This window comes from Pseudomonas sp. OVF7 (genome assembly GCF_030644265.1).
In the GTDB taxonomy this organism is placed as follows: Bacteria; Pseudomonadota; Gammaproteobacteria; order Pseudomonadales; family Pseudomonadaceae; genus Aquipseudomonas; species Aquipseudomonas gorinensis.
The window spans coordinates 1213256-1238237 of record NZ_CP128996.1; the positions used below are offsets into that span (position 1 = coordinate 1213256).

Consider the following 24982-nt stretch of genomic DNA (forward strand, 5'->3'; position numbering starts at 1 on the left):
GGCCTATGGCCGAGTGCTCCAAACGTTTTGTAGTAGAAAGTTGCGCACTACTACCGCGAAAAAAGTGGGCCGGATTATGCCAGAAAAGCCCAAAAAAAGTAGGGCCCTCCCGTCAGAACAGCGCTAATCCGGCATTTGTCAGGTGATTTACCTGTACTTAAACGTTTTAGTGGCGGGTATCGGAAGGGGTATCAATGCCCGCCCCGGCGAACAATTGAGCCACATCGGCAGCATCGAACAGGTAGCGCTCGTTGCAGAACTGGCAATCGATCTCGATATTTCCACCGTGCTCCACCACCAATGCCTGCGCATCTTCCAGGCCCAGGCTGACCAGCGCATTGGCCGAACGCTCGCGCGAGCAGCTGCAATTGAAGCGCAGGGACTGTGCATCGAACAGGCGTACAGCCTCTTCGTGGTAGAGGCGATGCAGGATGGTTTCGTTATCCAGGGCCAGCAGCTCTTCAGCGGTGAGGGTGCCCGCCAGGGCGGTCAGCTTGCGCCAGCTGTCGGTGCGCTCATCGTCGTCCTTGATGCGGTCGGCCGGCAATTGTTGCAACAACAGGCCACGGGCACACATGCCGTCGGCGTTGAGCCAGAACTTGGTGCCGACTTGCTGGGACATCACGAAATAGTTGGTGAAGCAATCCGACAGGGTTTCGCCGTCGAGGTCGACGATGCCCTGGTAGCGCTGGCCTTCGGTGGGGTCAACGGTAATTGCCAGCACGCCGTTGGCCATCAGGTCGGACAGGGTCGCGTCCGGGGCGATCAAGTCGGCGTCGTAACGGGCCAGGCCACGGATTTCCCGCTCGCTGGAACATTCGATCATCAGCATCGGAACAGGGCCTTCGGACCGCGCCTGAAGAATCAGCAAACCATCGAATTTCATGGTGCCTACCAGCAGCGAAGCCGCCGCCATCAACTCACCGAGCAGTTGCGCGACCGGCTCCGGATAGGGGTGCTTGGCAAGGACTTCGGCATAGCTGCGCTCCAGCGAGACCAGTTCGCCGCGGGCGTCGATTTCGTCGAAGATGAAGCGTTGGGTGAAGTCGGTATCCGGTAAATCAGTCATAGGTCTGGGTATCTGAATTGATGACAAATTGATGACAAGGTTTATAAAATTAAACGCTTTAGCACCAAATTGGTGCGGTTTTCTCCTGGCAACAGAGAGCTTATATAGAGCGAAGAGGGACAGTTTATGAACAATCCGGGTTTGTTCCAAGCCAAGTGGAACCTCCGGCGATGGGCTCTTTGCAATCTACTCGCTATCGGACTGCTGGTTTTTTGGCTGTGGCCCACGGGCCAGATGCTGTGTGTGATTTTCGACGAGTGGCTGTTTCACCTGCTCAATGACCCGCTGGCGACCAGCCCGACCTGGCTGCACACGTGGGCCGTAGCCAGTCTGCGGCCGTTTGATGCGGTGGTCGGGGTTATCTTGCTGACGTTGCTGATTCGCGGTGACTGGGTATTCAAGGCCGCGCAGGTGCGCCAGGCGACGTTAGGATTTGTCGGCATTCTGCTGCTGTTGCTGTTCATCCGCATGCTGTTTTCCAAACTCGCGGCACAGATGGGCTGGCAACACAGCAGCCCGTCGATGGTCATCAGCGGCGCCATTCAAATGAGTGACTTTTTCCCTGGCCTGGAGAAGGCCTGGGAGCTGAAAGACCGTTCGAGCCAGAGCTTCCCGGGGGACCATGCTTCGGTGTTGCTGATCTGGGGGATGTTCATGACCGTGTTCGCCAGGCGGGTTGGCCAGGTACTGGTGATCTGGGGCCTGGCGCTTTTGTTCATGATGCCGCGCCTGGTGGCGGGGGCGCACTGGGGCCAGGACGATTACATCGGCGGCGTGCTGCTGGCGTTGCTGGCGCTGGGGTGGGGGTATTACACGCCGTTTGCGGCGAAGGTGTCGGGCGCTTTGCTACACGTGACGGCGCCGCTGTTCGGCCTGTTTCAGCGAGTGCCGCTGATCGGTCGACTCAGTGTCGTAAGGGCAACGCATTAGCCTGCGGCGAGCGGGCTTGCCACAACAAGCCCGCCACCGTTCGACAAGGTTAATCATCATTGCCACTGCCGCGAAACTTGAACAGGTCGCGGCGCTGCTTCTTGCTCGGCTTCCCATCGGTGGTCATGCCGGTGGCACCTGCCTTGCGCATGGCCGCCGCATTTTCGCGCTTGGCGATGCTGGCTTCCGTTTCGACATACAGCGCTTGCGCTTCGGGTGCACCACGGCGAACGGTGGAAAGGGCCTGGACCACGACGGTCTTTTCTTCAAAACCTATACGAACCTGCAACTCATCGCCGATCCGCGGCTCCTTGCCCGGTTTGCAGCGCTCGCCGCGATGATGCACCTTGCCGCTCTCGATGGCGGCCTTGGCCAGGGCACGCGTTTTAAAGAAACGCGCCGCCCACAACCATTTGTCCAGACGGACTTTTTCTTCCTCTTCCTGCTTTTGAGCCACTTGAATTCCTCGCTCTGAAAAATGTCGCAACTTTACCGTTGAAACCCTTCGACGCATAAACCCCCAGGCTCACCTAAGATACGCCAGGTAGTAACTTGTTTACGCGAGGATATCCTGTGACCGAATTCCCGACTTCACTCACCTCGCCTGATCAACGCTGCGTGGGGTGCCAGCAAAGCGAACCCCTGGGCTTTGATTTCGCTTTCGCCTACCAGCCTATCGTAGACCTGCGTGACCATTCGATCTTTGCCCACGAGGCCCTGGTGCGCGGCACCCATGGCGAAGGGGCGCTGTCAGTGCTGGAGCAGATCAACGATAGCAACCGCTACCGTTTCGACCAGCGCTGCCGCACCCTGGCGATTGCCGGTGCCGCGGCACTGGGCATGCAAACCCGACTGTCCATCAACTTCATGCCCAATGCCGTCTATCGGCCCGAGCTGTGCATTCGCAGCACCCTGGAGGCAGCCCGGGCACATAACTTTCCACTGAACCAGCTGATTTTCGAGACACTGGAAAGCGAGCATGTAGATAACTATCGCCATTTGACCAATATTCTGCGTGAATACCGCGAATTCGGCTTCATGACCGCCATCGACGATTTCGGCGCGGGCTATTCGGGGCTGAATCTGCTGGCTGATTTCCAACCTGACCTGATCAAACTCGACATGGCGCTGATTCGCAATGTCGATCAGGATCGTGTCCGGCAGGTCATCGTCCAGGGGATTGTCACAATCTGTGAGCAGTTGGGGGTTACTGTCATCGCCGAAGGCATCGAAAGTGCCGGGGAGCGTGACTTCCTGTCCGACTGCGGAATATTTCTGATGCAGGGATACTGGTTCGCCAAACCCGCATTCAAAGCCCTGGCCGAGGTTACACCGAAGGCTTGGGCGAATTAACCGGTTACCCATATTGAAGACATTTGACCATTTGACCGTTGTGGGTCTGCGTGAGTGGGTAGCACTTCCCGACCTGGGAGTGGCTGGCCTGCGCGCCAAGATCGACACCGGTGCCAGCACCTCAAGCCTGCACGCCACCGACATCGAGCCTTTTGAGCGTGACGGTGAGAAGTGGGTGCGCTTTACCGCGCACCTGGGCAGCGTTGTACAACTGCGCCACCGCCGCTGCGAAGCGCCCCTGGTGACGATGAAAACCATCAAGAGCTCCAACGGCCATGCGCAGGTGCGCTACGTGATCAGCACCACCTTGGCATTGGGTGATCGGGTGTGGCGAGTTGAGTTCACCCTGGCCTGCCGCAAGGCCATGCGTTACCGCCTGCTGCTGGGCTCCAAGGCGCTGATTGACGGCCACCTGGTGGTCAATCCCGGCGTCAAGTACGTTCAAGACAAGCCGGTGTTCCCGGTCTCTACAATTTCTACCCCAGGTGCTGCATGAAGATTGCTGTGCTGTCGCGAAACCCGCGTCTGTATTCCACCCGCCGCCTGGTCGAGGCCGGCACCGAGCGTGGCCATGAAATGGTGGTGATCGACACGTTGCGTGCCTACATGAACATTGCCAGCCACAAGCCGCAGATTCACTACCGCGGCAAGCCGCTGGAGGGATTCGATGCGGTGATCCCACGTATTGGCGCCTCGGTAACGTTCTATGGCTGCGCCGTGTTGCGCCAGTTTGAAATGATGGGGGTGTACCCGCTCAATGAATCGGTCGCCATCGCGCGCTCGCGGGACAAGCTGCGTTCCCTGCAACTGCTTTCGCGTCGCGGAATCGGCCTGCCGGTCACCGGGTTTGCCCACTCCCCCGACGATATCCCCGACCTGATCGAAATGGTCAACGGTGCGCCGCTGGTGATCAAGGTGCTCGAAGGTACCCAGGGTATCGGTGTGGTGCTGTGCGAAACCGCGACGGCGGCCGAGTCGGTGATCGAGGCCTTCATGGGCCTCAAGCAGAACATCATGGTGCAGGAGTACATCAAGGAAGCCGGCGGTGCGGATATCCGCTGCTTCGTGGTGGGCGACAAGGTGATTGCAGCAATGAAGCGCCAGGCCAAGCCGGGTGAGTTCCGCTCCAACTTGCACCGGGGCGGCAGCGCCAGCCTGATCAAGATCACCCCGGAAGAGCGCATGACCGCGCTACGGGCGGCCAAGGTCATGGGGTTGAGCGTGGCGGGGGTGGATATCTTGCGTTCCAATCACGGGCCGCTGGTGATGGAAGTGAACTCATCGCCGGGCCTGGAAGGGATCGAGACTACCACCGGCAAGGATGTGGCGGGGATCATCATTCAGCACTTGGAGAAGAGTGGCGGGCCGAATATGACCAGGACCAAAGGCAAGGGCTAGCACCACCGCCCCTGACACAACCTATAACCCAATGCGGGAGGGGCGGTGCGACAGCGCACTGCCCCTCCCCTATTTTGCTCTGGGTTGTTTGCTAGACAGCGTCCCTGGGCAACATCAGCCCCAGCGGCAAGCGCACCCGCGCCTCCAGACCGCCGCCCTCACGGTTACGCAGTTCGACGTTACCGCCATGCATCGACGCAATCCGCCGCACAATCGCCAAGCCTAAACCGGTGCCCTTGCCACCCCGGGCACGGTCGCCACGGGTGAACGGGTTGAAAATGCCTTCCAGCTCCGCAGGATCGATACCCGCTCCTCGGTCCATCACGCTCAGCACCACATAAGGCGCTGCGCTGTCGCCGGACACATATGCCGCGACTTCCACATCGGAACCGGCGTGGTGCAAGGCGTTTCCGATCAGGTTGTTCAACAGGCGCTTCATGGAAACCCGACGCAACGCAAACGGCTGGATCGGCTCCAGACGCATACGCACCTGTTCGCCATTCTGGTTGTAGGGCGCCACCACCTCGCGCACCAGATCGGTGAGGTCGACTTCTTCCACGACTTCATCACGGCCATCACGGATAAACGCCAGGAACTGGTCGAGAATCGCGTCCATATCCTCGATATCGCGCACCATGTCATCGGTCAGGTCGGTATGGTTGCCCATCAGCTCCAGGGACAAGCGCAATCGCGTCAGCGGCGTACGCAAGTCATGGGACACCCCCGCCAGCATAAGCTCGCGTTCGCGCCCGGCCTGTTCGACGTCCTCCGCCATCTGGTTGAACGCGCCATACACCTCGGTCATCTCGCTGGGGGTATCGCTGACCGGCAGGCGCACGCTGCGCCCCTGCCCCAGCTGGCGGGCGGCAAATACCAGGCGTTTAAGAGGCTGGTTGAGCTGACGCACAAAGATCCACGCCGACGCCGTCGAGAGCAGGCCGATGGCCAGGAACCAGCCCAACACGTTCCAGATCTTCTGTCCCCGCAGTGGGTGCGGGTACAGTGGAACTTTCAACCAGTCTTCACCCAGGCTCGGCGCGCGCACCCACAACGCTGGAGAAACGTGCATACGCAACCGAACCTCGGTGTCTTCACCCAGCTCCGCCTGCATCTGGCGCTGGTAGATTTCACTGTAGGGCCAATGCTGTTCTCCCTCCGGCACACCCGCGCCGGCGACGCGCACCAGGGTGGCCGCCTTGGCGATCTTCTCGCGGTTCTCGGGATCGGCGGCCCAATAGGCGCGCAATGTCAGTGCAACGCCGTGGCTGTATTGTCGATCCACCAGCACGTCCTCGTTCATCAATAGATAAACCAGCGTCAGTGCCTTGGAGAACAGAACGACGATCAGCACCAGCCAAAGGGTGCGGGAGAAAAAACTTTGGGGGAACCACAGCGGGGTTTTCATAGAAGACAGCTAGACACCTTGCAGGAACGAGCAGCGCTCGCAGAATTGCAGACGCCGGGTATCCCGTCGACCCTCATCGGGCCAATCGCCAGGATACCCGCCCCTGCAAATCATTGGTCACTTGGTTGCGGTGCCATCCGGCACGAACACGTAACCCACACCCCATACCGTCTGGATATACCGCGGCTTGGATGGGTCCGGCTCGATCATCCGGCGCAGACGGGAAATCTGCACGTCGATGGAGCGTTCCAGGGCATCCCACTCACGGCCACGGGCCAGGTTCATCAGCTTGTCGCGGGTCAGCGGCTGGCGCGCGTTCATCACCAGGGCCTTGAGCACGGCGAATTCACCGGTAGTCAGCATGTGAACTTCGTCACCACGCTTGAGTTCACGGGTGGCCAGGGACAGCTCGTAGTCGCCAAAGGTGACGCTTTCGTCTTCACTGCCCGGAGCACCCGGTACCGAAGGTGCCTGGCGACGCAATACGGCCTTGACCCGCAGCATCAACTCGTCAGGGTTGAACGGTTTGGCCAGATAGTCATCAGCGCCCAGTTCCAGGCCCTTGATGCGGCTCAGCTCATCACCCTTGGCAGTCAGCATGATGATGGGAATCTGGTTGTTTGCGCTGCGCAGGCGTTTGCAGGCGGTGAGGCCGTCTTCGCCAGGCAACATCAGGTCGAGTACGACCAGGTTGAACACTTCACGCCCCAGCAGGCGGTCCATCTGCTCGGTATTCGGTACCGCGCGGGCACGATAGCCCTTGGAGTTGAAAAAGCGCTCCAGCAGGCTGCTCAGCCCCGGATCGTCGTCAACGATGAGAATTTTTTCGCCTTCAGCAGTTTGTGCAGTGCTGCTCATTGGATGCTCCTCTTATCTCGGCGCGCATTATGGCGTAGCTGCCGTTATACGCACCGTGTGCATTGTTAGCAGATTTTTCCTCTACCGCCAGCGAACCCGTGCCCTGCCTCACATTTGGCGCAGTACCCCCCAAGGGCAGAACGCTGGTTATAATGCGGCGCCTTCGTGCAGGGCAACGTCAGATCGTTACCGCTTACTGCCGGGCTTTTTTCACCCGCTTGTCGTGATTTTTTCGATTTCGAGGGTCAATAGGCAGCCTCTTGACCCAGGTAGCGGCGCCAGTCGGGCCGCTCAACCAGCCTCGCAAGGCCTTGTTTTCCGGGCCTGCGAGCTGCTTCTAAGAATTTCAGGTGGTTTTATGGACAGCATCAACAGCCGCATCGCCGAAGAACTCGGCGTACGCCCACAACAGGTCGAAGCGGCCGTCGCTCTACTGGATGAAGGCTCCACGGTGCCCTTCATCGCCCGTTACCGAAAAGAAGTGACCGGCAGCCTCGACGACATCCAGTTGCGACACTTGGAAGAACGCCTGCGCTACCTGCGAGAACTCGACGAACGGCGCATCAGTATCCTCGCCAGCATCGAGGAAAAGGGCAAGTTGACCCCGCAATTGGAACGCGACATCAAGCTCGCCGACACCAAGACCCGCCTCGAAGACCTTTACCTGCCCTACAAACAGAAGCGACGCACCAAGGGCCAGATCGCCCTGGAGGCCGGCCTGGGCGAGCTGGCCGACGGCCTGTTCAACGACCCGTCGCTGACCCCGGAGACCGAAGCCGCGCGCTTCATCAACGCCGAAAAAGGCGTCGCCGATGTGAAGGCCGCCCTCGAAGGCGCTAAGTACATCCTGATGGAGCGTTTCGCCGAAGACGCCAACCTGCTGGAAAAACTGCGCAATTACCTGAAACAGGAAGCCACCCTCAGCGCCCGCGTCATCGCCGGCAAAGAGGAAGAAGGCGCCAAGTTCCGCGACTATTTCGAACACGACGAACCGCTGAAAAGCATGCCGTCCCACCGCGCCCTGGCGATTTTCCGCGGCCGCAACGAAGGCATTCTCAGCTCCGCGCTGAAAGTCGGCGACGAACTGCCCGGTACCATGCACCCGTGCGAAGGCATGATCGGCCAGCAATTCGGCATCCAGAACCAGAACCGTCCTGCCGACAAGTGGCTCGGTGAAGTGGTGCGCTGGACCTGGAAGGTCAAGCTCTACACCCACCTGGAAACCGACCTGCTCGGCGAGCTGCGCGACGGTGCCGAAACCGAGGCGATCAACGTATTCGCCCACAACCTGCATGACCTGCTGCTGGCCGCCCCGGCCGGCCCGCGCGCCACACTGGGCCTCGACCCGGGCCTGCGCACCGGCTGCAAGGTCGCCGTGGTCGACGCCACCGGCAAGTTGCTGGACCACGCCACCGTGTACCCCCACGTACCGCACAACAAGTGGGACCAGACCCTCGCGATCCTGGCCGCCCTGTGCGCCAAGCACGCCGTGGACCTGATCGCCATCGGCAACGGCACCGCCAGCCGTGAAACCGACAAGCTGGCCGCCGAACTGATCAAAAAATACCCAGCAATGAAGATGACCAAGGTGATGGTTTCCGAAGCCGGTGCGTCGGTGTATTCGGCGTCGGAGCTGGCGTCCAAGGAATTCCCGGACCTCGATGTGTCGATCCGTGGCGCCGTGTCCATCGCCCGTCGCCTGCAGGATCCATTGGCCGAGCTGGTGAAGATCGACCCTAAATCCATCGGCGTCGGCCAGTACCAGCACGACGTGTCGCAGCTGAAACTGGCGCGCGGCCTGGATGCGGTCGTGGAAGACTGCGTGAACGCCGTGGGCGTGGACGTGAACACCGCCTCCGTCGCACTGCTGGCGCGTATCTCCGGGCTCAACGCCACCCTGGCACAGAACATCGTGACCCATCGCGACGAAAACGGTGCGTTCAAGACCCGCGCCGCGCTGAAAAAAGTCGCCCGCCTGGGTGAAAAAACCTTCGAACAGGCCGCCGGCTTCCTGCGCGTCATGAACGGCGACAACCCACTGGACGCCTCGGCGGTCCACCCGGAAGCCTACCCGCTGGTCCAGCGCATTGCCGCCGAGACCGACCGCGATATCCGTTCGCTGATCGGCGATGCCGCATTCCTCAAGCGCCTGGACCCTAAGAAGTACACCGATGAAACCTTCGGCGTACCGACCATCACCGACATCCTGCAAGAGTTGGAGAAACCTGGCCGCGACCCGCGTCCCGAGTTCAAGACCGCCGAGTTCCAGGACGGCGTCGAAGACCTCAAGGACCTGCAACTGGGCATGATCCTCGAAGGCGTGGTGACCAACGTGACCAACTTCGGTGCCTTCGTGGACATCGGCGTGCATCAGGACGGCTTGGTGCATATCTCTGCACTTTCGGAGAAGTTCATCAAGGACCCGCGCGAAGCGGTGAAAGCCGGTGATGTGGTCAAGGTCAAGGTCATGGAAGTCGACATCCCGCGCAAACGCGTCGGCCTGTCGATGCGCATGAGCGACACCCCCGGCGAGAAAATCGACGGCGCACGTGGCGCACGCCCAGGCTCGGCCCCCCGGCCGTCGCAGAACAACGCGCCGCGCAAGGAAACCGCGACCGCCGCCCCGGCCAACAACGCCATGGCTTCGCTGTTCGCCAATGCCAAGCAGTTGAAGAAGCGCTGATGGAGATCCCAGCCGGCTTGACCCAGAGCGCGTTCAGCGAGCTGATCGGCTGCCGCCTGCAACGCCTGGAGCCAGGCGTTGCCGAGGTGGCCCTGACCCTGGAGCCGCACTTGCGCAACCGCGCAGGCAAGCTCCATGGCGGGGCGATTTTCAGCCTGGTGGACATCACCATGGGGCTGGCGTGCTCCAGCTCCCATGGGTTCGACCAGCAGAGCGCGACCATCGAGTGCAAGATCAACTACATCCGCGCCGTGGAAGACGGTGATGTGCTGTGCACCTCCCGAGTGATCCACGCAGGCCGTCGCACGCTGGTGGTCGAGGCTGACGTGTACCAGGACGAAAGACTTGTCGCAAAAGCGCAAGGCACCTTCGCTGTCCTATAGCTCCCCACCCTCGATTTGAGTTAATTTCGGCGCTGCGATAACGGCGTCGGAATTTTCTTGCTGCGCTATAGCCCAATTCATGGAGTGAAGTAGGCTTTTTCAAAGCGAGTCAAATCGACTCAAAACCAGGCGATAACGCCAGTTTTAACTTCACCCTTGTAGACCGTCCTGCCCACCCCCATATTGGGGCGACTGACGCGTGAAGGAATCCAACTTGAGCGAACTTCTCAACCGCCGCCTGGCCCTGCTCGGCAAGCGCGAACACCTCTCCCTGCTAGAGCATTGCCTGCATGGCATCGAGCGCGAATGCCTGCGTGTCACCAGTGAGGGACGCCTGGCGCAAACCCCGCACCCCGAAGCCCTGGGCGCCGCGTTGACCCATGAGCAGATCACCACCGACTACTCGGAATCGCTGCTGGAGTTCATTACACCAGCCCTGCCCAACCCGGCCGATACCCTGAGCAGCCTGGACAAGATCCATCGCTTCGCTTATTCCAAGCTCGGCAGCGAATACCTGTGGAGCCCCTCGATGCCGTGCCCGTTGCCGGCCGAGGAAGATATTCCGATTGCCTACTACGGCACCTCCAATATCGGCCAGCTCAAGTATGTGTACCGCAAGGGCCTGGCCTTGCGTTACGGCAAGACCATGCAATGCATCGCCGGGATTCACTACAACTTCTCGTTGCCGGAACAGCTGTGGCCACTGCTCAAGGAAACCGAAGGTTTTGTTGGCACCGACCGCGACTACCAGTCCGACGCCTATATCGCGCTGATCCGTAACTTCCGCCGCTACAGCTGGCTGCTGATGTACCTGTTCGGCGCCTCGCCGGCCCTGGACGCCGGCTTCCTGCGCGGGCGCTCGCACCAGTTGGAAGTGCTGGATGCCGACACCCTGTACCTGCCGTACGCCACCAGCCTGCGCATGAGCGACCTGGGTTACCAGAGCAACGCCCAAGCCGGCCTGACGCCGTGCTACAACGACCTCGCCAGCTACACCGACAGCCTGCGCAAGGCAGTCGCAACGCCCTACGCGCCCTACGTCGAAATCGGCACCCACAAGGATGGTGAATGGGTTCAGCTCAACACCAACATCCTGCAGATCGAAAACGAGTACTACTCCAACATCCGCCCCAAGCGCGTGACCTACACCGGCGAGCGGCCGATCCAGGCCCTGATGGCGCGCGGCATCCAGTACATCGAAGTGCGTTGCCTGGACATCAACCCGTTCCTGCCGATGGGCATCGACCTGCCGGAGTCGCGCTTCCTCGACGCCTTCCTGTTGTATTGCGCGCTGAACGACAGCCCGTTGTTCGCCAACAACGAGTGCGGCAACGCCACCTCCAACTTCCTCAGCGTGGTCAAGGAAGGCCGCCGCCCCGGCCTGCAATTGCAGCGCAAGGGCCAGGCCGTGGACATGAAGGAATGGGCCACCGAGTTGCTGGAGCAGATCGCGCCCCTGGCAGCCCTGCTTGATGAAAGCCACGGCATCACCGAGCACAGCCAGGCGCTGGACGCTCAGTTGGCCAAGGTCAACGACCCGTCGCTGACCCCCTCGGCCCAAGTGCTGGCGGCGATGGCCGAACGCAAGGAAAGCTTCGCGCAGTTCTCCCTGCACCAAAGCGAGGTGCATGCCGAGCATTTCCGCCAGGAGCCACTGCCAGCTGCTGAGCAGGCGCGCTTTGAAGAGCTGGCGCGCACGTCGCTGGCACAACAGGCGGAACTGGAGCAGAACGAAGTGGGCGACTTTGATGTGTTTGTCGGGTCGTACCAGGCGAGCATCCTCGCCATCAGCAACTAAGAACCTACTCGGTCCCCTGTGGCAGGGGGCTTGCCCTAATGCCAGCGTAAATCGCTCCTACCAAAAAGCCTTAACTGACTGGCATTCGGGCTTGCCCCCTCCCACATTTGCCTTCTTCAATCTCAAGATCAGCCTCAACTTTTCTCCACATAAGCTAATTCGAAAATGTTATTTATTTTCGGATTCTTAGATCATTTAGTCTCCTCACATGCCGACCCTCGGCCGCTTGATTGAGGAGCTTCCCCTTGAAACTGCTTACCCCTCTGCGCCTCTTGGCGGCGTTGTCCCTGGCCGGTGCCAGCCTGTTTGCCCAGGCGGCGGATGTGACCATCGCCTACCAGACCACCGTGGACCCGGCCAAAGTCGCCCAGGCCGACGGTGCTTATGAAAAAGCCACCCACGCCAAGATCGACTGGCGCAAATTCGACAATGGCGCCGATATCATCGCCGCCATCGCCTCCGGCGATGTGCAAATCGGCTACCTCGGTTCCAGCCCACTGACCGCTGCGATCACCCGCAAAGTGCCAGTGGAAACCTTCCTCGTCGCCACCCAGATCGGCGGTGCCGAAGCCCTGGTGGCGCGCAACGGTTCCGGGATCAACGGCCCCCAGGACCTGATCGGCAAGAAAGTCGCGGTACCGTTCGTATCCACCGGCCACTACAGCCTGTTGGCCGCGCTGAAGCATTGGAATATCGACCCGTCGAAAGTCACCATCCTCAACCTCGCACCACCGGCAATCATCGCCGCCTGGAAGCGCGGTGATATCGACGCCACCTACGTGTGGGACCCAGCCCTGGGCGTAGCCAAGGAAAACGGCAAGGTGCTGATCACCTCCGGCGAACTGGCCAAGTTCGGTGCGCCCACCTTCGATGCGTGGATCGTGCGTAAGGACTTTGCCGAGAAACACCCGGAAATCGTCAGCGCGTTCGCCAAAGTCACGCTCGATGCCTACGCCGAGTACCGCAAAGACCCACAAGCCTGGCTGGCCGACAAAGGCAACGTCGACAAGCTGGTGAAACTCTCCGGCGCCAAGGCCAGCGACATCCCGTTGCTGCTGCAAGGCAACGTCTACCCGCTGGCCGCTGACCAGGTGACCTTGCTGGGCGCACCGACCACCAAAGCGGTGACCGACACCGCCGCGTTCCTCAAGGAACAAGGCAAGGTCGAGGCCGTGCTGCCGGACTACGCCCCTTACGTCAGCGCCAAGTTCATCACCCACTGATTCAAGGAGTTCATCGCGATGGCCTTGCTACAACTGGAGCGCATCAGCGCACAGTACCCAGGCGCCACAGAACCGGTACTGTCTGACATTTCACTGAACCTTGGGCCTCAGCAATTGCTGGTGGCCCTCGGCCCGTCCGGCAGTGGCAAGACTTCGCTGTTGAACCTGATCGCCGGCTTTGTCGAACCTTCTGCCGGGCGCATCACCCTCGATGGCATACCGGTCAAAGGCCCCAGCGCCGAACGCGGCGTGGTGTTCCAGGACGACGCCCTGCTGCCCTGGCAGGACGTGCTGGCCAACGTCGGTTTCGGCCTTGAGCTGGCCGGCGTGCCCAAGGCGCAACGCGAAGCCCGTGCGCGGGAAATGCTCGCGCTGGTGGACCTGGCCGGTTTTGACAGCCGCCGCATCTGGCAACTGTCAGGCGGGCAGAAACAGCGCGTGGGACTGGCTCGCGCCCTGGCGGCAGATCCTCGCGTATTGCTGATGGACGAACCCTTCGGCGCCCTCGATGCCTTCACCCGCGAGCAGATGCAGGAGCTGTTGCTGCAAGTCTGGAAGCGCACGGCCAAGCCGACCTTCCTGATTACCCATGACATCGAAGAGGCCGTGTTCCTTGCCACCGACCTGATCCTGCTGGCGCCCAACCCAGGTCAGATCGTCGAGCGCCTGCACCTGGACTTCGGCCAGCGCTACGCGGCCGGTGAATCGGCGCGTGCGATCAAGTCCGACCCACGCTTTATCGAAACCCGCGAACACGTGCTGGGCAAAGTGTTCTCGCAACGGCAGGTGTCCGCATGAGCAGCTACGAACTCCCCGCCACCGCTGCAAAGCCGGTAGCGCACGTGGTTATCCCCGCGCGTCGCAGCTTGAGCACACGCTGGATCAGCCTGCTGACCCTGGTCGCCTTGCTTGCGATCTGGTGGGCGGTGACCGCCACGGGCTTGATCGAACCGCTGTTCCTGCCGCCGCCATCCGCCGTGCTGCAAAAGGGCTGGTTGCTGGCGACCTCCGGCTACATGGATTCCACTCTGTGGCAGCACCTGGGCGCGAGCCTCAGCCGTATCGGCCTGGGCTTGGGCTTTGCGGTGTTGACCGCCGTGCCCGTGGGTATTGCCATCGGTTCCAACCGCATTGCCCGCGGCATTCTCGACCCGCTGATCGAGTTCTACCGGCCGATTCCGCCCCTGGCCTACCTGCCGTTGATCGTGATCTGGTGTGGTATCGGCGAGCTGTCCAAGGTGTTGCTGATTTACCTGGCGATCTTTGCGCCGATCGCCATCGCCACCGCGACCGGTGTGCGCACCGTCGACCCGGCCAAGCTGCGCGCCGCGCAATCATTGGGCGCCACCCGCGCGCAGTTGATCCGCCATGTGATCCTGCCCAGCGCGCTGCCGGACATTCTCACCGGCGTGCGCATTGGTTTAGGGGTGGGCTGGTCGACCCTGGTCGCCGCCGAGTTGATCGCCGCCACCAGCGGCCTGGGTTTCATGGTGCAGTCAGCGGCGCAATTCCTGGTCACCGATGTGGTGGTGCTTGGCATTCTGGTGATCGCACTGATCGCCTTCGCCATGGAAATGGGCCTGCGCGCCCTGCAGCGTAAATTAGTGCCATGGCACGGCCAGGCACATTAAGTGAGAACAGCATGAGCAGCCTGACCGTTACCCCATTAAGCACCGCCCTGGGCGCCCAGATCAGTGGCGTGGATATCACCCAACCGCTGAACATCGAACAACGCGACGCCATCGAACAGGCGTTGCTCACCCACTCCGTGCTGTTCTTCCGCGACCAGCCGATCACGCCGCAGCAACAGGCGCGGTTTGCGGCGAATTTCGGCGACCTGCACATCCACCCGATCTACCCCAACGTGCCGGAACAGCCCGAAGTGCTGATCCTCGACACCGCCGTCACCGACGTACGCGACAATGCCGTATGGCACACCGACGTGACCTTCCTGCCCACCCCTGCCCTCGGCGCGGTGTTGAGTGCCAAGCAGCTGCCCGCGTTTGGTGGCGACACGTTGTGGGCCAGTGGCATTGCCGCCTACGAGGCGTTGTCGGAGCCGTTGAAAGTGCTGCTCAACGGGCTGACGGCAACCCATGACTTCATCAAATCCTTCCCGCTGGAGCGCTTCGGCAACACCGCCGAAGACCTGGCGCGCTGGGAAGAAACCCGCAAGAAGAACCCACCGCTGTCACACCCTGTGGTGCGCACGCATCCGGTGAGTGGGCGCAAGTCGCTGTTCGTCAGTGAGGGGTTCACCACCAGGATCAATGAGCTTGAGCCTGCTGAAAGCGAGGCGATCCTCAAGCTGTTGTTCGCCCATGCGACCCGCCCGGAGTTCACCATTCGCTGGCGCTGGCAGGAAAATGACGTGGCGTTCTGGGATAACCGCGTAACCCAGCATTACGCGGTGGATGACTACCGGCCGCAACGGCGGGTGATGCATCGGGCGACGATTCTTGGGGATGTGCCGTTCTAATACCCAACCTCTAGAAAACGATCAGCGGCTGGATAAAAAACCAGTACCTCACTTCCATAACGAATAAATATGGAGTAAAAATCCGCTTACCGAATAGTGAGTGGTGATTACGTGGTCACAAAACAAGAAATCCAAGGGTTCATTCGTGCACAGGTAAATAAAGAATTTTTCGAGGAGCTTGGAGTTTTACTTCCTCAAACCTTCCAAAAAGCCTTGAAAGAAACTCAAGAGCTGCTGATTCATACCCCCCATGAAGATTTGCGAGGGCACTTACGGCATTCGCTAGTCCAGGAGTCCCTGGCCGGAATGAAGCGGTGGAATCCAATAATCAAGTCAACAGATCCGAAGGGGCACAATTATGTGCTGCTTGAGCTCGGCTCACTGAGAATCACGGCGGTGGTGCTTCCTTGGCAGAAAGAAATCCGCGATGCAAAACACCGAAGCGAACTCAAAACGTTAAATGAATCCCTTGCAGACACCCAAATGGACTGGATCGATGGGCTCAAACATACCGTAGCCGAACAATTGATTCATGCGCTTGTCGTAGTCCATGCACCTCCAACTCGCTCAGAGGATCAGTCAGAGCCACGCGCAATCATGATGGCCGTCCCGTACTTCAACGGTAAGGGCTTCCACATGAATTGCACATTTGAGGATTTGCTTCAAAGCTACTCTGATAATGAGGCGGTTCAGCAGAAACCAGTTGAGTTGGTGAAATTGCGAGATAAGATGCGCCGCGCCGAAGAAACCAAAGACCAAGCTGATGATGAGCAAAACGCCAAGAGGTAGACCATGAGAACGGGAGTCGCGGGCTTTCAGTCAGAGCGCCTCAAGCAGTTGCGCCTTGCGTTTGGGATGACGCAAACCACTCTCGCAGAGATGGTGGGGCGAGCCTCTGGCAACGTTTCAAAATGGGAGAATGGGCTTCAGGTCCCAGAGGCCGACGCCTTCCAGCGCTTATGCGAAGTTTTCGGGGTCAGTGAAAACTGGTTACTTGAGGAACAGTTCACAACTGGCGAGAACACTCCATTTTTCTTTCGATCGCAGGTCAGCACCACGACCAGCGCACGGGAAATAGCGGAAGTACGCTTGGAGTGGCTTCAAGAAATCTCTTACAAACTGCAAGAAAGCCTTGAATTTATTGAAGTCAACGTGCCGCATTTAGAAGAGCGTAATTGCGAGCTGATTTCTGACGAAGAAATCGAACAGATGGCCAGTAAATGTCGTCAAACCTGGGGACTAGGGATAGCTCCGATCTCCAATCTCGTTCACGTATTGGAGAGTGCAGGTATTGTATGTGCTCGGACCACACTCGGGCACCTGAAAATGGATGGCGTTTCGAATTGGTACGAGTTGGACCAACGGCCATATGTTTTACTTGTCGCCGATAAGGCAAACGGGATCAGAAATCGCTTTGATGCGGCCCATGAACTCGGACATATCGTTCTGCATAGGTACATATCCAAAGAGCAGTACGACGCGAATTACGCACTTCTTGAAACTCAAGCTCATCGATTTGCAAGCGCCTTTTTACTGCCCCCAGAAAGCTTTCTGCGAGAGGTTCGTTGGCCGACACTGGATACGTTGCTAGCTCTGAAACCACGCTGGAAAGTCTCAGTAGCCGCAATGGTGAGGCGTTGTTTAGATCTAGAAATAATCAACGACACCACAACCACCAGACTATGGAAGGCCAGATCTGCCAGAGGATGGGTAAAGGGAGAGCCTATGGACAGCGATTTTGACTTCGAAAAGCCCCAGTTGATCGCGCGCGGAGTGAAAATGCTTGTTGAAAACAACGTGCTTTCGCGATCTCAGCTAAGGCAGGTGCTCGGGTTGCCGCTACACACACTAGAAAACCTTTGTAGCTTGGACGAAGGTTATTTCAACCTCCCGGACAAGTCGCAGGTAGTAGATATGCAGCTGAGAAAGCGACCTGCACGCGAAACTTTTTTCAACGAAACCGCAGAAATACTCGGCTTCCCGAACAAAAAGTAAAAAAATCAGCAGCCATTTCTACTGGCAAGCCCCCCTCTACAGGAAGGGCTTGCTTTCAATGTTATTCAGCGGTGGACGGCTTTTCCCACAAGTTGATCCCGCCTTCCTGCGCAAACCGATCGATCTCCGCCAGTTCCTCGGCGGTGAAGCTCAAGTTCTTCAACGCCCCGACGTTCTCGATGATCTGCTCCGGCCGGCTTGCACCGATCAGCGCGCTGGTCACCCGAGGGTCACGCAAGGTCCAGGCCAGCGCCAGTTGCGCCAGGCTTTGGCCACGGCGCTGGGCGATTTCGTTCAGTGCACGTACGTGGGCGATGTTGGTTTCAGACAGGTGCTTGGCCTGCAACGAACCGCCACCCGGACGGTTGACCCGGGCGTCGGCCGGCACGCCGTTGAGGTACTTGTCGGTGAGCAGGCCCTGGGCCAGCGGCGTGAATGCGATCACCCCGGCGCCGAGTTCTTCGGTGGTGTCCAGCAGGTCTTTTTCCACCCAGCGGTTAAGCAGGTTATAGGCCGGTTGGTGGATCAGCAGCGGCACTTTCCACTCTTTGAGCAGGGCGGCGATTTCGCGGGTTTTCACACCGGAGTAAGAAGAGATACCGATGTACAGCGCCTTGCCCTGCTGCACGGCGGTGGCGAGGGCGCTGGCGGTTTCTTCCAGGGGGGTGTCGGCGTCGAAGCGGTGGGAGTAGAAAATATCCACGTAGTCGACGCCCAGGCGTTGCAGGCTCTGGTCCAGGCTTGCCAGCACATATTTGCGCGAGCCGCCGCCCTGGCCGTAAGGGCCCGGCCACATGTCCCAACCGGCTTTGCTGGAGATGATCAATTCGTCGCGGTAGTGCTTGAAGTCTTCGCGCAGCAAACGGCCGAAGTTGATCTCGGCGCTGCCGTAGGGTGGGCCGTAGTTGTTGGCCAGGTCGAAGTGGTTGATCCCAAGGTCGAACGCGGTGCGCAACAGGGCGCGTTGTGTGTCGATCGGGGTGCTGTCGCCAAAGTTGTGCCACAGGCCCAGGGACAGTGCCGGCAGCACCAGTCCACTGCGGCCTACGCGGCGATACGGGATAGATTCATAGCGGTTTTCGGCAGCAATGTAAGTCATCGAATCCTCTCTTGGACGTAGGCAAATAAGGCCTGGGAATAACGATATTCCCAGGCCTTTTAACCAGCTGAATCGCTTAAGTCTGCCTTTCCGTTTTACAGCAATTGCCTACCAGAGGGGAACGACATAGCTGACATAGAAGCGGTTTTCGTCCTGCACCGTGGCGCCGGTAATGTCCGGGCTGGCGTGCGCGTTTTTCCATGTGACACCAAGGCCCTTGAGGGTCCCGGTCGGCACTTGATAGGCCACGGCCACGTTACGTTCCCATTCGCTGGTGGTGCCTTGGGCAGTGCGGATGTCATCGCCGTGGGCATAGGCAGCGGAGAACGTCAGGCCGTTGAGGCCAAGCTTGCCGAAGTCATATTTGTATTGCGCCAGCCAGGTGCGCTCACCCGCGTGCTGGAATTTGTTCAACTGCATGTTGGTCAACGCCGGAGTGTCGGCACCCGAGCCAGGCCCTTGACGGTTATCGCCGCTGTTCAGGCCGGAATCCAGGTATGGGAAGTCGCTGTCGCCACTGTTTTTCTGGATACCCAGGCCGACGGTATGGCCCTCCAGGCTGTAGCTTTCCAGCAGGCTGACGGTGGACTGGTTGATGCGCCCCTTGGTGCTGCCATCGCCATATAAACCGGCGCCGGCAAAGTCTTTGTCGCCATCGGCGTTACCGCCTACCCCCAGGCTGCGGAACACGCGTACATCGGTGTCGATCGCACCGACTGACAAGGCGTCATGGCGCTTGGCGCCGAGGAAGAACTGCTGGTAGTAATCCTCAAGGTTGGAGTACCACAAGCTGACAGTGGTGTTCTGTATGCCGCTGTAGTCCGCACCGCCGAACAGGAAGCGGTCACTTTCTTTGGTCCCGCCAGCGGTGATCATGCCCTGGTCGCCGGTTTCGTTGCGGATCTTGGTCTTGAAAATATCGCCGCCGGTGAAGGTAAAGTCACTGAGGTCCTTGGACACCAGTTGCACACCGGTGTTGGTCTGCTGGTACAGACGCCCGTCGGTGTTGGCCAGCACCGGGTTGTTGCCGTACAGCGTGCCAACGCGCAACTCATCCTTGGCAAAGCGCATCTTGAAGGTCGGGCTGAGCACACCGAATTGGTCGGCGGACTTGCCGTTGTCCAGCGGGAACATGCTGCCAGGGTAGCGGCCCTGGTGGTCCTTGTCGTTGAGGTCGCCGCCGGAATCCAGCTTCAAGCCGTAGAACGCTTGCAGGTCCAAGCCAAAGCCAACCGGCCCCTCGGTGTAGCCCGATTTGAAGTTGAACTCGAACCCCTGGCCCCAATCCCGAATGCTGTGGGCCTTGGCATTGCTGCCAACCACGTCACGCCCCTGCTGGTTGAGGTAGCGGTTGAGCAGGGTCACGTCGGCGTGGCTGTCCTCGATAAAATCGGCATGGGCAGACAGCATAAAGCTCGCCATGGCGGCTCCCACCACAGGGCTTAAAAACGTCTTCATGGGTACCGGTCTCCGTCACTGTTCTGAAATGAAAGCGTCAAACGCTTCACACAATTACGCAGTGGCCAGATGACAGTTACGCGTCAAAACGGCGCGCAGGCGGATGAAATTAAATTTAAGAAAGCCCGTGAATTCAGGGCCTTGCGCGGTTTTTTGTGGGAGGGGGCCAGCCCCCTCCCACAAACGGCTAGCGAACCAAGTGTAAAAACTGCAGGTGCCGCTCGTACTGGTCGAGGATGTCGTTGATGATCTGCTCCTTGGTGTAGCCCACCAGGTCGTAGTCCTGGCTGCCCTCGCTCAAGTGCACTTCCGCGCGGTAGTAGCGGCGGTTGTTGATCTCTTTGGAACCCATGCCGCCACGGGCAAACGACGGCGTGAAGTAGCCGCGCATCTGCACCTGGTAGATGAACGGGTGCTCCTCGCCGTGGCCGATTTCCAGGCTGACGCTGTCGTTGGAAGGATCGGGCTGAGTCACGACCGAGAGCCCCTTCTCGACAAACACCGCTGTCACTTCTTCGATCGCCGGGCGCACGGTCGATTCGAGGAAGCGGTACACCTCGTCCCGCGATGGGAAGTGCACCGCCTGGCTCAGGCGCTGGCGCCAACCGCCCTTGCCTTTGCGCGAGGCCGACACCGGCGCCAGCGAATGCAACTGGGCGATGCGCTTTTGCGATTCGAGGTAGAAGGCCTTGTGCAGCCCCCACATCATCAGCAAGAGGATCAGCGAGAACGGCAATGAGGTCAGCACCACGGCCGACTTCAGCGAGTCGATGCTGCCGGCAAACAACAACGCACTGGTGACCAGCGCGGTCATGGCGCCCCAGAACACCCGCAGCCATTTCGGCCCGTCTTCATCGGCGTTGCCGCCCTTGGACGACAGGGTCGAGAGCACCACCGTGCCGGAGTCGGCCGACGTGACGAAGAACACGAAGCTGATAAACACCGTGACCGCGATGACGGTTTTGCTCCACGGGTAGGTTTCCAGCAGCAGGTAGAGGCTCATCGAGGGGTCATCGATGGCCGACTGACCGAGCGCGGTCATCCCGTGGTTGAGCACCTGGTCGATAGCGCTGTTGCCGAAAATCGACATCCACGCCAGGGTGAAACCCAGCGGGATCAGCAGCACGCCGAACACGAATTCGCGGATGGTCCGGCCACGGGAAATCCGTGCGATAAACAGGCCCACGAACGGCGACCATGCGATCCACCAGGCCCAGTAGAACACCGTCCAGCCGCCCAGCCAGTCGCTCGGTTTGTCGTAAGCGTACACATCGAAACTCTTGGTCGGCAGCGCACCCAGGTAATCACCGATGTTCTGGATCAGGGTGTTGAGCAAGTGCTGGGTGGGGCCGGCAAACAACACGAACAGCAGCAGCGCGCAGGCCAGCAGCATGTTGATGTCGGACATCACCCGCACACCCTTGTCGACGCCGGCCACGGCGACGAGGATCGCCGCGCCCATCATCAAGGTGATCAAGCCGACCTGGATCCACTGCGTGTGGGCAACCCCGAACAGGTAGTCGAGGCCGGAGTTGAGGTGCAGCACGCCAAAGCCCATGTCGGCACCCAGGCCAAACACCGTGGCGATGATGCCGAAGCCGTCCACCGCATAGCCGATAGGGCCATTGATGCGTTTGCCGATCAGCGGGTACAGCGCCGAGCGCAGGGCCAGCGGCAGGTTATGCCGGTAGGCGAAGTACGCCAGGGCCATGCCGACAAAGGCAAACACCCCCCAACCATGCAGGCCCCAGTGCAGGAAGAGAATCTGCATGGCCTGGCGCGCGGCATCGGCATTCATCGCTTCGCCCTGGGGCGGTTGCACCAGGTGGGTCAGCGGCTCGGAAACGCAGAAGAAAAACAGCGTGATGCTGATGCCGGCGGCGAACAGCATACCGGCCCAGGACAAGTAACTGAATTCGGGCTCGTCGTGGTCGGCACCGAGTTTTATCTTGCCGTAGCCCGATAACGCGGTGACCACCACGAAGACCAGATACAGGGTCATCGCCAGCATGTAGTACCAGCCGACCGTATTGGCCGCCCAGTTTTGCGCCGCCAGCAGCCAGGCACCAGCCTGTTGCGGGATAGCGATGACAGTGATGCCGAACAGCAGGATGAAGGTCGCGGCAAAGTAGAAGACGGGCGCATTCATGCGCACCAGGCCGCTGGCTGGGGTGGACGATGCACTCATGAACGATGCACCCCGAGGGTGAAGGATGTGGCTGTGAATAACGGACTCAGCAAAGGTAAGCCTCCTGTTGTGAGCGGGCAGCGAACCACCGGTTTAACTTGAACGAGCATTCAAGTTAAACATGGATAGGCAGTCTGGGACTAATCGCAGGGCCGAGTGGTAGGGGATTCCTACATCAGCTCAAGGATTGGTATGACGGGTGGGAGAGGCAAATCGTTCAGCGATTACTGACTGAAATACAGCTCAACTTTGCAATGCATTCACAAAATGTGGGAGGGGGCTTGCCCCCGATAGCGGTGTGTCAGTCACAGATGCATTGACTGAACCACCTATATCGGGGGCAAGCCCCCTCCCACAGGGTTGTGTGTGATTTTCAAGACCGGCGCTATTTCTGCGCCCCATCATCATGCTGCAAATTCGCCTGCGTAATATTCGCCCCCGCCGGCACACTGCGGGTCAGCCATACGTTGCCGCCAATGGTCGAACCCTTGCCGATGGTGATCCGCCCGAGGATCGTCGCCCCGGCATAGATCACCACGTCATCCTCGACAATCGGATGGCGCGGATGGCCCTTCTGCAACTGCCCATCTTCATCTGCCGGGAAACGCTTGGCGCCAAGGGTCACGGCCTGGTAGATGCGCACCCGCTCACCGATGATCGCGGTTTCGCCGATCACCACGCCGGTCCCATGGTCGATAAAGAAGCTTGGGCCAATCTGCGCGCCGGGGTGAATGTCGATGCCCGTGGCCGAGTGGGCGATTTCCGCGCTGATCCGCGCCAAAAGCGGCAGGCCGGCCCGGTACAGATGGTGCGCCAGGCGATGGTGAATCACCGCCAGGATCCCCGGATAGCACAGCAGCACTTCGTCCACGCTGCGCGCGGCAGGGTCGCCGTGGTAAGCGGCCAGCACGTCGGTGTCGAGCAGGCTGCGCAGGGACGGCAAGGCCAGGGCGAAGTCCTGGATCAGGCGGATGGCAAGGGCGTCGACGTCGCTGTCGTCCTGGCCGCTTTGCCGGGCGGCATAGCGCAGTTCCAGGCGCGCCTGAGCGAGCAAAGCGTTGAGGGCAACATCGAGGGTATGCCCGACGTAGAAATCTTCACTCTCTTCACGCAGGTCCACCGGCCCCAGGCGCATCGGGAACAGCGCACCACACAGCGCTTCAAGAATCTGCGCCACGGCTTCGCGCGAGGGCAGCTCACGCCCGCCGTGCTCGCCGCTCAAACGGCCATTGCGCGCACGCCACTGGTCACGGGCGCCGCGCAGCTGGCTGACGATGGTCTGTAATTGCCAATGACTGGAACGCTCACTCACGGTATTCACTCCTGACGAAATGGCCATCACTTTACGGTATGCACCCCGGCCGCCCTTAAGAACCAATGGTGTGATGCTAAGAACCTTCCGGCATATGCGATTGACGGTTGCCCGATGAAAAGTGCCTGCCTATAGTCCCTCCATCACTTAGCAACCGTGCGTAGCCATGATCAAACAACAGCTCGAACGCTTTAACCGTCTGGAACTGCTGGGCGGTGCCACCGCCCTGGAAAAACTCGAGCGGCTGTCGACCTGGCTGGGACGCGATATCTACGTCAAACGCGATGACACCACGCCGCTGGCCATGGGCGGCAACAAGCTGCGCAAACTCGAATACCTGGCCGCCGATGCCCTCGCCCAGGGGGCCGACACCCTGGTGACCGCTGGCGCCATCCAATCCAACCACGTACGCCAGACCGCCGCGCTCGCCGCCAAGCTCGGCCTGGGCTGCGTCGCCCTGCTGGAAAACCCCACCGGCACCGAAGACCCCAACTACCTGGGCAACGGCAACCGCCTGCTGCTGGAGCTGTTCGACGCCAAGGTCGAGTTGGTGGAGAACCTCGACAACGTCGACGAGCAACTCAACGCCCTCGCCGACCGCCTGCGCAGCAACGGCAAGAAGCCTTACCTCGTCCCCATCGGCGGCTCCAATGCACTCGGCGCCCTGGGCTACGTGCGCGCCGGCCTGGAACTGGCCGGGCAGATCGAGGCCAGCGGGATCGAGTTTGCCGCCGTGGTGCTGGCCTCCGGCAGCGCCGGTACCCACAGCGGCCTGGCACTGGCCTTGAGCGAAGTGCTGCCGAAGTTGCCGGTAATCGGCGTTACGGTGTCGCGCACCGAGGAAGCGCAGTTGCCGAAAGTGCAGGGCCTGGCCGAACGCACGGCCGAGTTGCTCGGCGTGGACATCCCCGACGCGTTCAAGGTGATTCTGTGGGACGAATATTTCGGCCCTCGCTATGGCGAACCGAACGCCGGCACCCTTTCGGCGGTCAAGCTATTGGCAAGCCAGGAAGGCCTGCTGCTGGACCCGGTCTACACTGGCAAGGCCATGGCCGGCTTGCTGGACGGTATCGGGCGCCAGCGCTTTGAAGATGGCCCGATTATTTTCCTGCATACCGGCGGGGCACCGGCGTTGTTTGCCTATGACTCGGTTTTCAGCTGAATAAACGCGGGCTGAATATGGGAGGGGGCTTGCCCCCGATAGCGGAGTGGCAGCCAGCTCACTTGTTACTGATACACCGCTATCGGGGGCAAGCCCCCTCCCACATTAGGGTCGCTACATATTCCAGATAAGCATAAACGAATTGATTTATATTATTTTCAAGTCTTAAAACCCGGCTTTATCATCGCG

General features: G+C 60.0%; 22 protein-coding genes. 14 read left to right on the forward strand and 8 right to left on the reverse strand.

All coding sequences use genetic code 11. The features are described 5' to 3' along the window. Positions 1-166: 166 nt before the first annotated feature. The gene (gene hslO, locus QU606_RS05390) at positions 167-1069 is read right to left on the reverse strand and encodes an Hsp33 family molecular chaperone HslO (RefSeq protein ID WP_024072807.1); all 903 of its coding nucleotides are present in this window, start codon (positions 1067-1069) and stop codon (positions 167-169) included. 126 nt (positions 1070-1195) lie between these two features. Between hslO and QU606_RS05395 the strand changes: the two genes are divergently transcribed. Beyond that, entirely contained in the window at positions 1196-1999 is an 804-nt protein-coding gene (locus QU606_RS05395; protein ID WP_024072806.1) for a phosphatase PAP2 family protein, read from the forward strand. Between the two features lie 49 nt (positions 2000-2048). Here QU606_RS05395 and QU606_RS05400 read toward each other — a convergent pair whose 3' ends face one another. Next, positions 2049-2456, reverse strand: coding sequence for an RNA-binding S4 domain-containing protein (locus QU606_RS05400; RefSeq protein ID WP_024072805.1), 408 nt, complete (start codon positions 2454-2456; stop codon positions 2049-2051). Between the two features lie 116 nt (positions 2457-2572). Between QU606_RS05400 and QU606_RS05405 the strand changes: the two genes are divergently transcribed. Genes QU606_RS05405 through rimK form a run of 3 tightly spaced genes read left to right on the forward strand, consistent with a single transcriptional unit; the run spans position 2573 to position 4750 of the window. After that, positions 2573-3352 carry an EAL domain-containing protein gene (locus tag QU606_RS05405; protein WP_304998180.1) on the forward strand — a complete coding sequence of 260 codons (780 nt, stop codon included), beginning with the start codon at positions 2573-2575 and terminating at the stop codon, positions 3350-3352. 31 nt (positions 3353-3383) lie between these two features. Next, complete coding sequence (locus tag QU606_RS05410; RefSeq protein WP_172831368.1) at positions 3384-3848, forward strand: ATP-dependent zinc protease; 465 nt, start codon at positions 3384-3386, stop codon at positions 3846-3848. Continuing rightward, on the forward strand, positions 3845-4750 hold the full coding sequence (gene rimK, locus QU606_RS05415; protein ID WP_024072802.1) for a 30S ribosomal protein S6--L-glutamate ligase: 906 nt from the start codon (positions 3845-3847) through the stop codon (positions 4748-4750). Before QU606_RS05410 ends, rimK begins: the two co-directional genes overlap by 4 nt. 91 nt (positions 4751-4841) lie before the next feature. Here the strand turns inward: rimK and QU606_RS05420 are convergent, their stop codons facing one another. Further along, on the reverse strand, positions 4842-6155 hold the full coding sequence (locus QU606_RS05420; RefSeq protein WP_024072801.1) for an ATP-binding protein: 1314 nt from the start codon (positions 6153-6155) through the stop codon (positions 4842-4844). Between the two features lie 117 nt (positions 6156-6272). Next, positions 6273-7013, reverse strand: coding sequence for a two-component system response regulator OmpR (gene ompR / locus QU606_RS05425; RefSeq protein ID WP_024072800.1), 741 nt, complete (start codon positions 7011-7013; stop codon positions 6273-6275). 358 nt (positions 7014-7371) lie between these two features. Between ompR and QU606_RS05430 the strand changes: the two genes are divergently transcribed. From QU606_RS05430 to QU606_RS05470, 9 genes are all read left to right on the forward strand, one after another. Continuing rightward, positions 7372-9696 carry a Tex family protein gene (locus QU606_RS05430; protein ID WP_304998181.1) on the forward strand — a complete coding sequence of 775 codons (2325 nt, stop codon included), beginning with the start codon at positions 7372-7374 and terminating at the stop codon, positions 9694-9696. Then, positions 9696-10079: a PaaI family thioesterase gene (locus QU606_RS05435; RefSeq protein ID WP_024072798.1), complete on the forward strand. Its 384-nt coding sequence runs from the start codon at positions 9696-9698 to the stop codon at positions 10077-10079. Before QU606_RS05430 ends, QU606_RS05435 begins: the two co-directional genes overlap by 1 nt. Before the next feature lie 214 nt (positions 10080-10293). Continuing rightward, the gene (gshA, locus tag QU606_RS05440) at positions 10294-11877 is read left to right on the forward strand and encodes a glutamate--cysteine ligase (protein WP_069075036.1); all 1584 of its coding nucleotides are present in this window, start codon (positions 10294-10296) and stop codon (positions 11875-11877) included. A gap of 245 nt (positions 11878-12122) precedes the next feature. After that, positions 12123-13100 carry a taurine ABC transporter substrate-binding protein gene (gene tauA / locus QU606_RS05445; protein WP_024072796.1) on the forward strand — a complete coding sequence of 326 codons (978 nt, stop codon included), beginning with the start codon at positions 12123-12125 and terminating at the stop codon, positions 13098-13100. An 18-nt stretch (positions 13101-13118) separates the two neighbouring features. Then, positions 13119-13898, forward strand: a complete 780-nt coding sequence (tauB, locus tag QU606_RS05450; protein ID WP_304998182.1) for a taurine ABC transporter ATP-binding subunit — start codon at positions 13119-13121, stop codon at positions 13896-13898. Further along, positions 13895-14731: a taurine ABC transporter permease TauC gene (gene tauC, locus QU606_RS05455; protein WP_102625251.1), complete on the forward strand. Its 837-nt coding sequence runs from the start codon at positions 13895-13897 to the stop codon at positions 14729-14731. The genes tauB and tauC overlap by 4 nt, the downstream gene beginning before the upstream one ends. 11 nt (positions 14732-14742) lie before the next feature. Beyond that, positions 14743-15579, forward strand: a complete 837-nt coding sequence (tauD, locus tag QU606_RS05460) for a taurine dioxygenase (protein WP_150292030.1) — start codon at positions 14743-14745, stop codon at positions 15577-15579. A gap of 111 nt (positions 15580-15690) precedes the next feature. Then, positions 15691-16368: a hypothetical protein gene (locus QU606_RS05465; protein ID WP_304998183.1), complete on the forward strand. Its 678-nt coding sequence runs from the start codon at positions 15691-15693 to the stop codon at positions 16366-16368. Positions 16369-16371: 3 nt separating this feature from the next. Next, a complete protein-coding gene (locus QU606_RS05470) occupies positions 16372-17574 on the forward strand; it encodes an ImmA/IrrE family metallo-endopeptidase (RefSeq protein ID WP_304998184.1) in 1203 nt (400 codons plus the stop codon). A gap of 61 nt (positions 17575-17635) precedes the next feature. On the opposite strand, the gene mgrA is transcribed toward QU606_RS05470, so the two are convergent. The 4 genes from mgrA to epsC form a co-directional block, all read right to left on the reverse strand. Then, positions 17636-18673 (reverse strand): L-glyceraldehyde 3-phosphate reductase, encoded by a 1038-nt coding sequence (gene mgrA / locus QU606_RS05475; protein ID WP_304998185.1) that lies wholly within the window; start codon positions 18671-18673, stop codon positions 17636-17638. A 108-nt stretch (positions 18674-18781) separates the two neighbouring features. Continuing rightward, complete coding sequence (locus tag QU606_RS05480) at positions 18782-20131, reverse strand: OprD family outer membrane porin (RefSeq protein ID WP_304998186.1); 1350 nt, start codon at positions 20129-20131, stop codon at positions 18782-18784. A gap of 187 nt (positions 20132-20318) precedes the next feature. Continuing rightward, positions 20319-22280 (reverse strand): choline transporter BetT, encoded by a 1962-nt coding sequence (gene betT, locus QU606_RS05485; RefSeq protein ID WP_172831369.1) that lies wholly within the window; start codon positions 22278-22280, stop codon positions 20319-20321. A 424-nt stretch (positions 22281-22704) separates the two neighbouring features. Further along, on the reverse strand, positions 22705-23631 hold the full coding sequence (gene epsC / locus QU606_RS05490; protein ID WP_041160815.1) for a serine O-acetyltransferase EpsC: 927 nt from the start codon (positions 23629-23631) through the stop codon (positions 22705-22707). Positions 23632-23797: 166 nt separating this feature from the next. Between epsC and QU606_RS05495 the strand changes: the two genes are divergently transcribed. Then, positions 23798-24793: a D-cysteine desulfhydrase gene (locus QU606_RS05495; protein ID WP_304998187.1), complete on the forward strand. Its 996-nt coding sequence runs from the start codon at positions 23798-23800 to the stop codon at positions 24791-24793. Positions 24794-24982 lie beyond the last annotated feature (189 nt).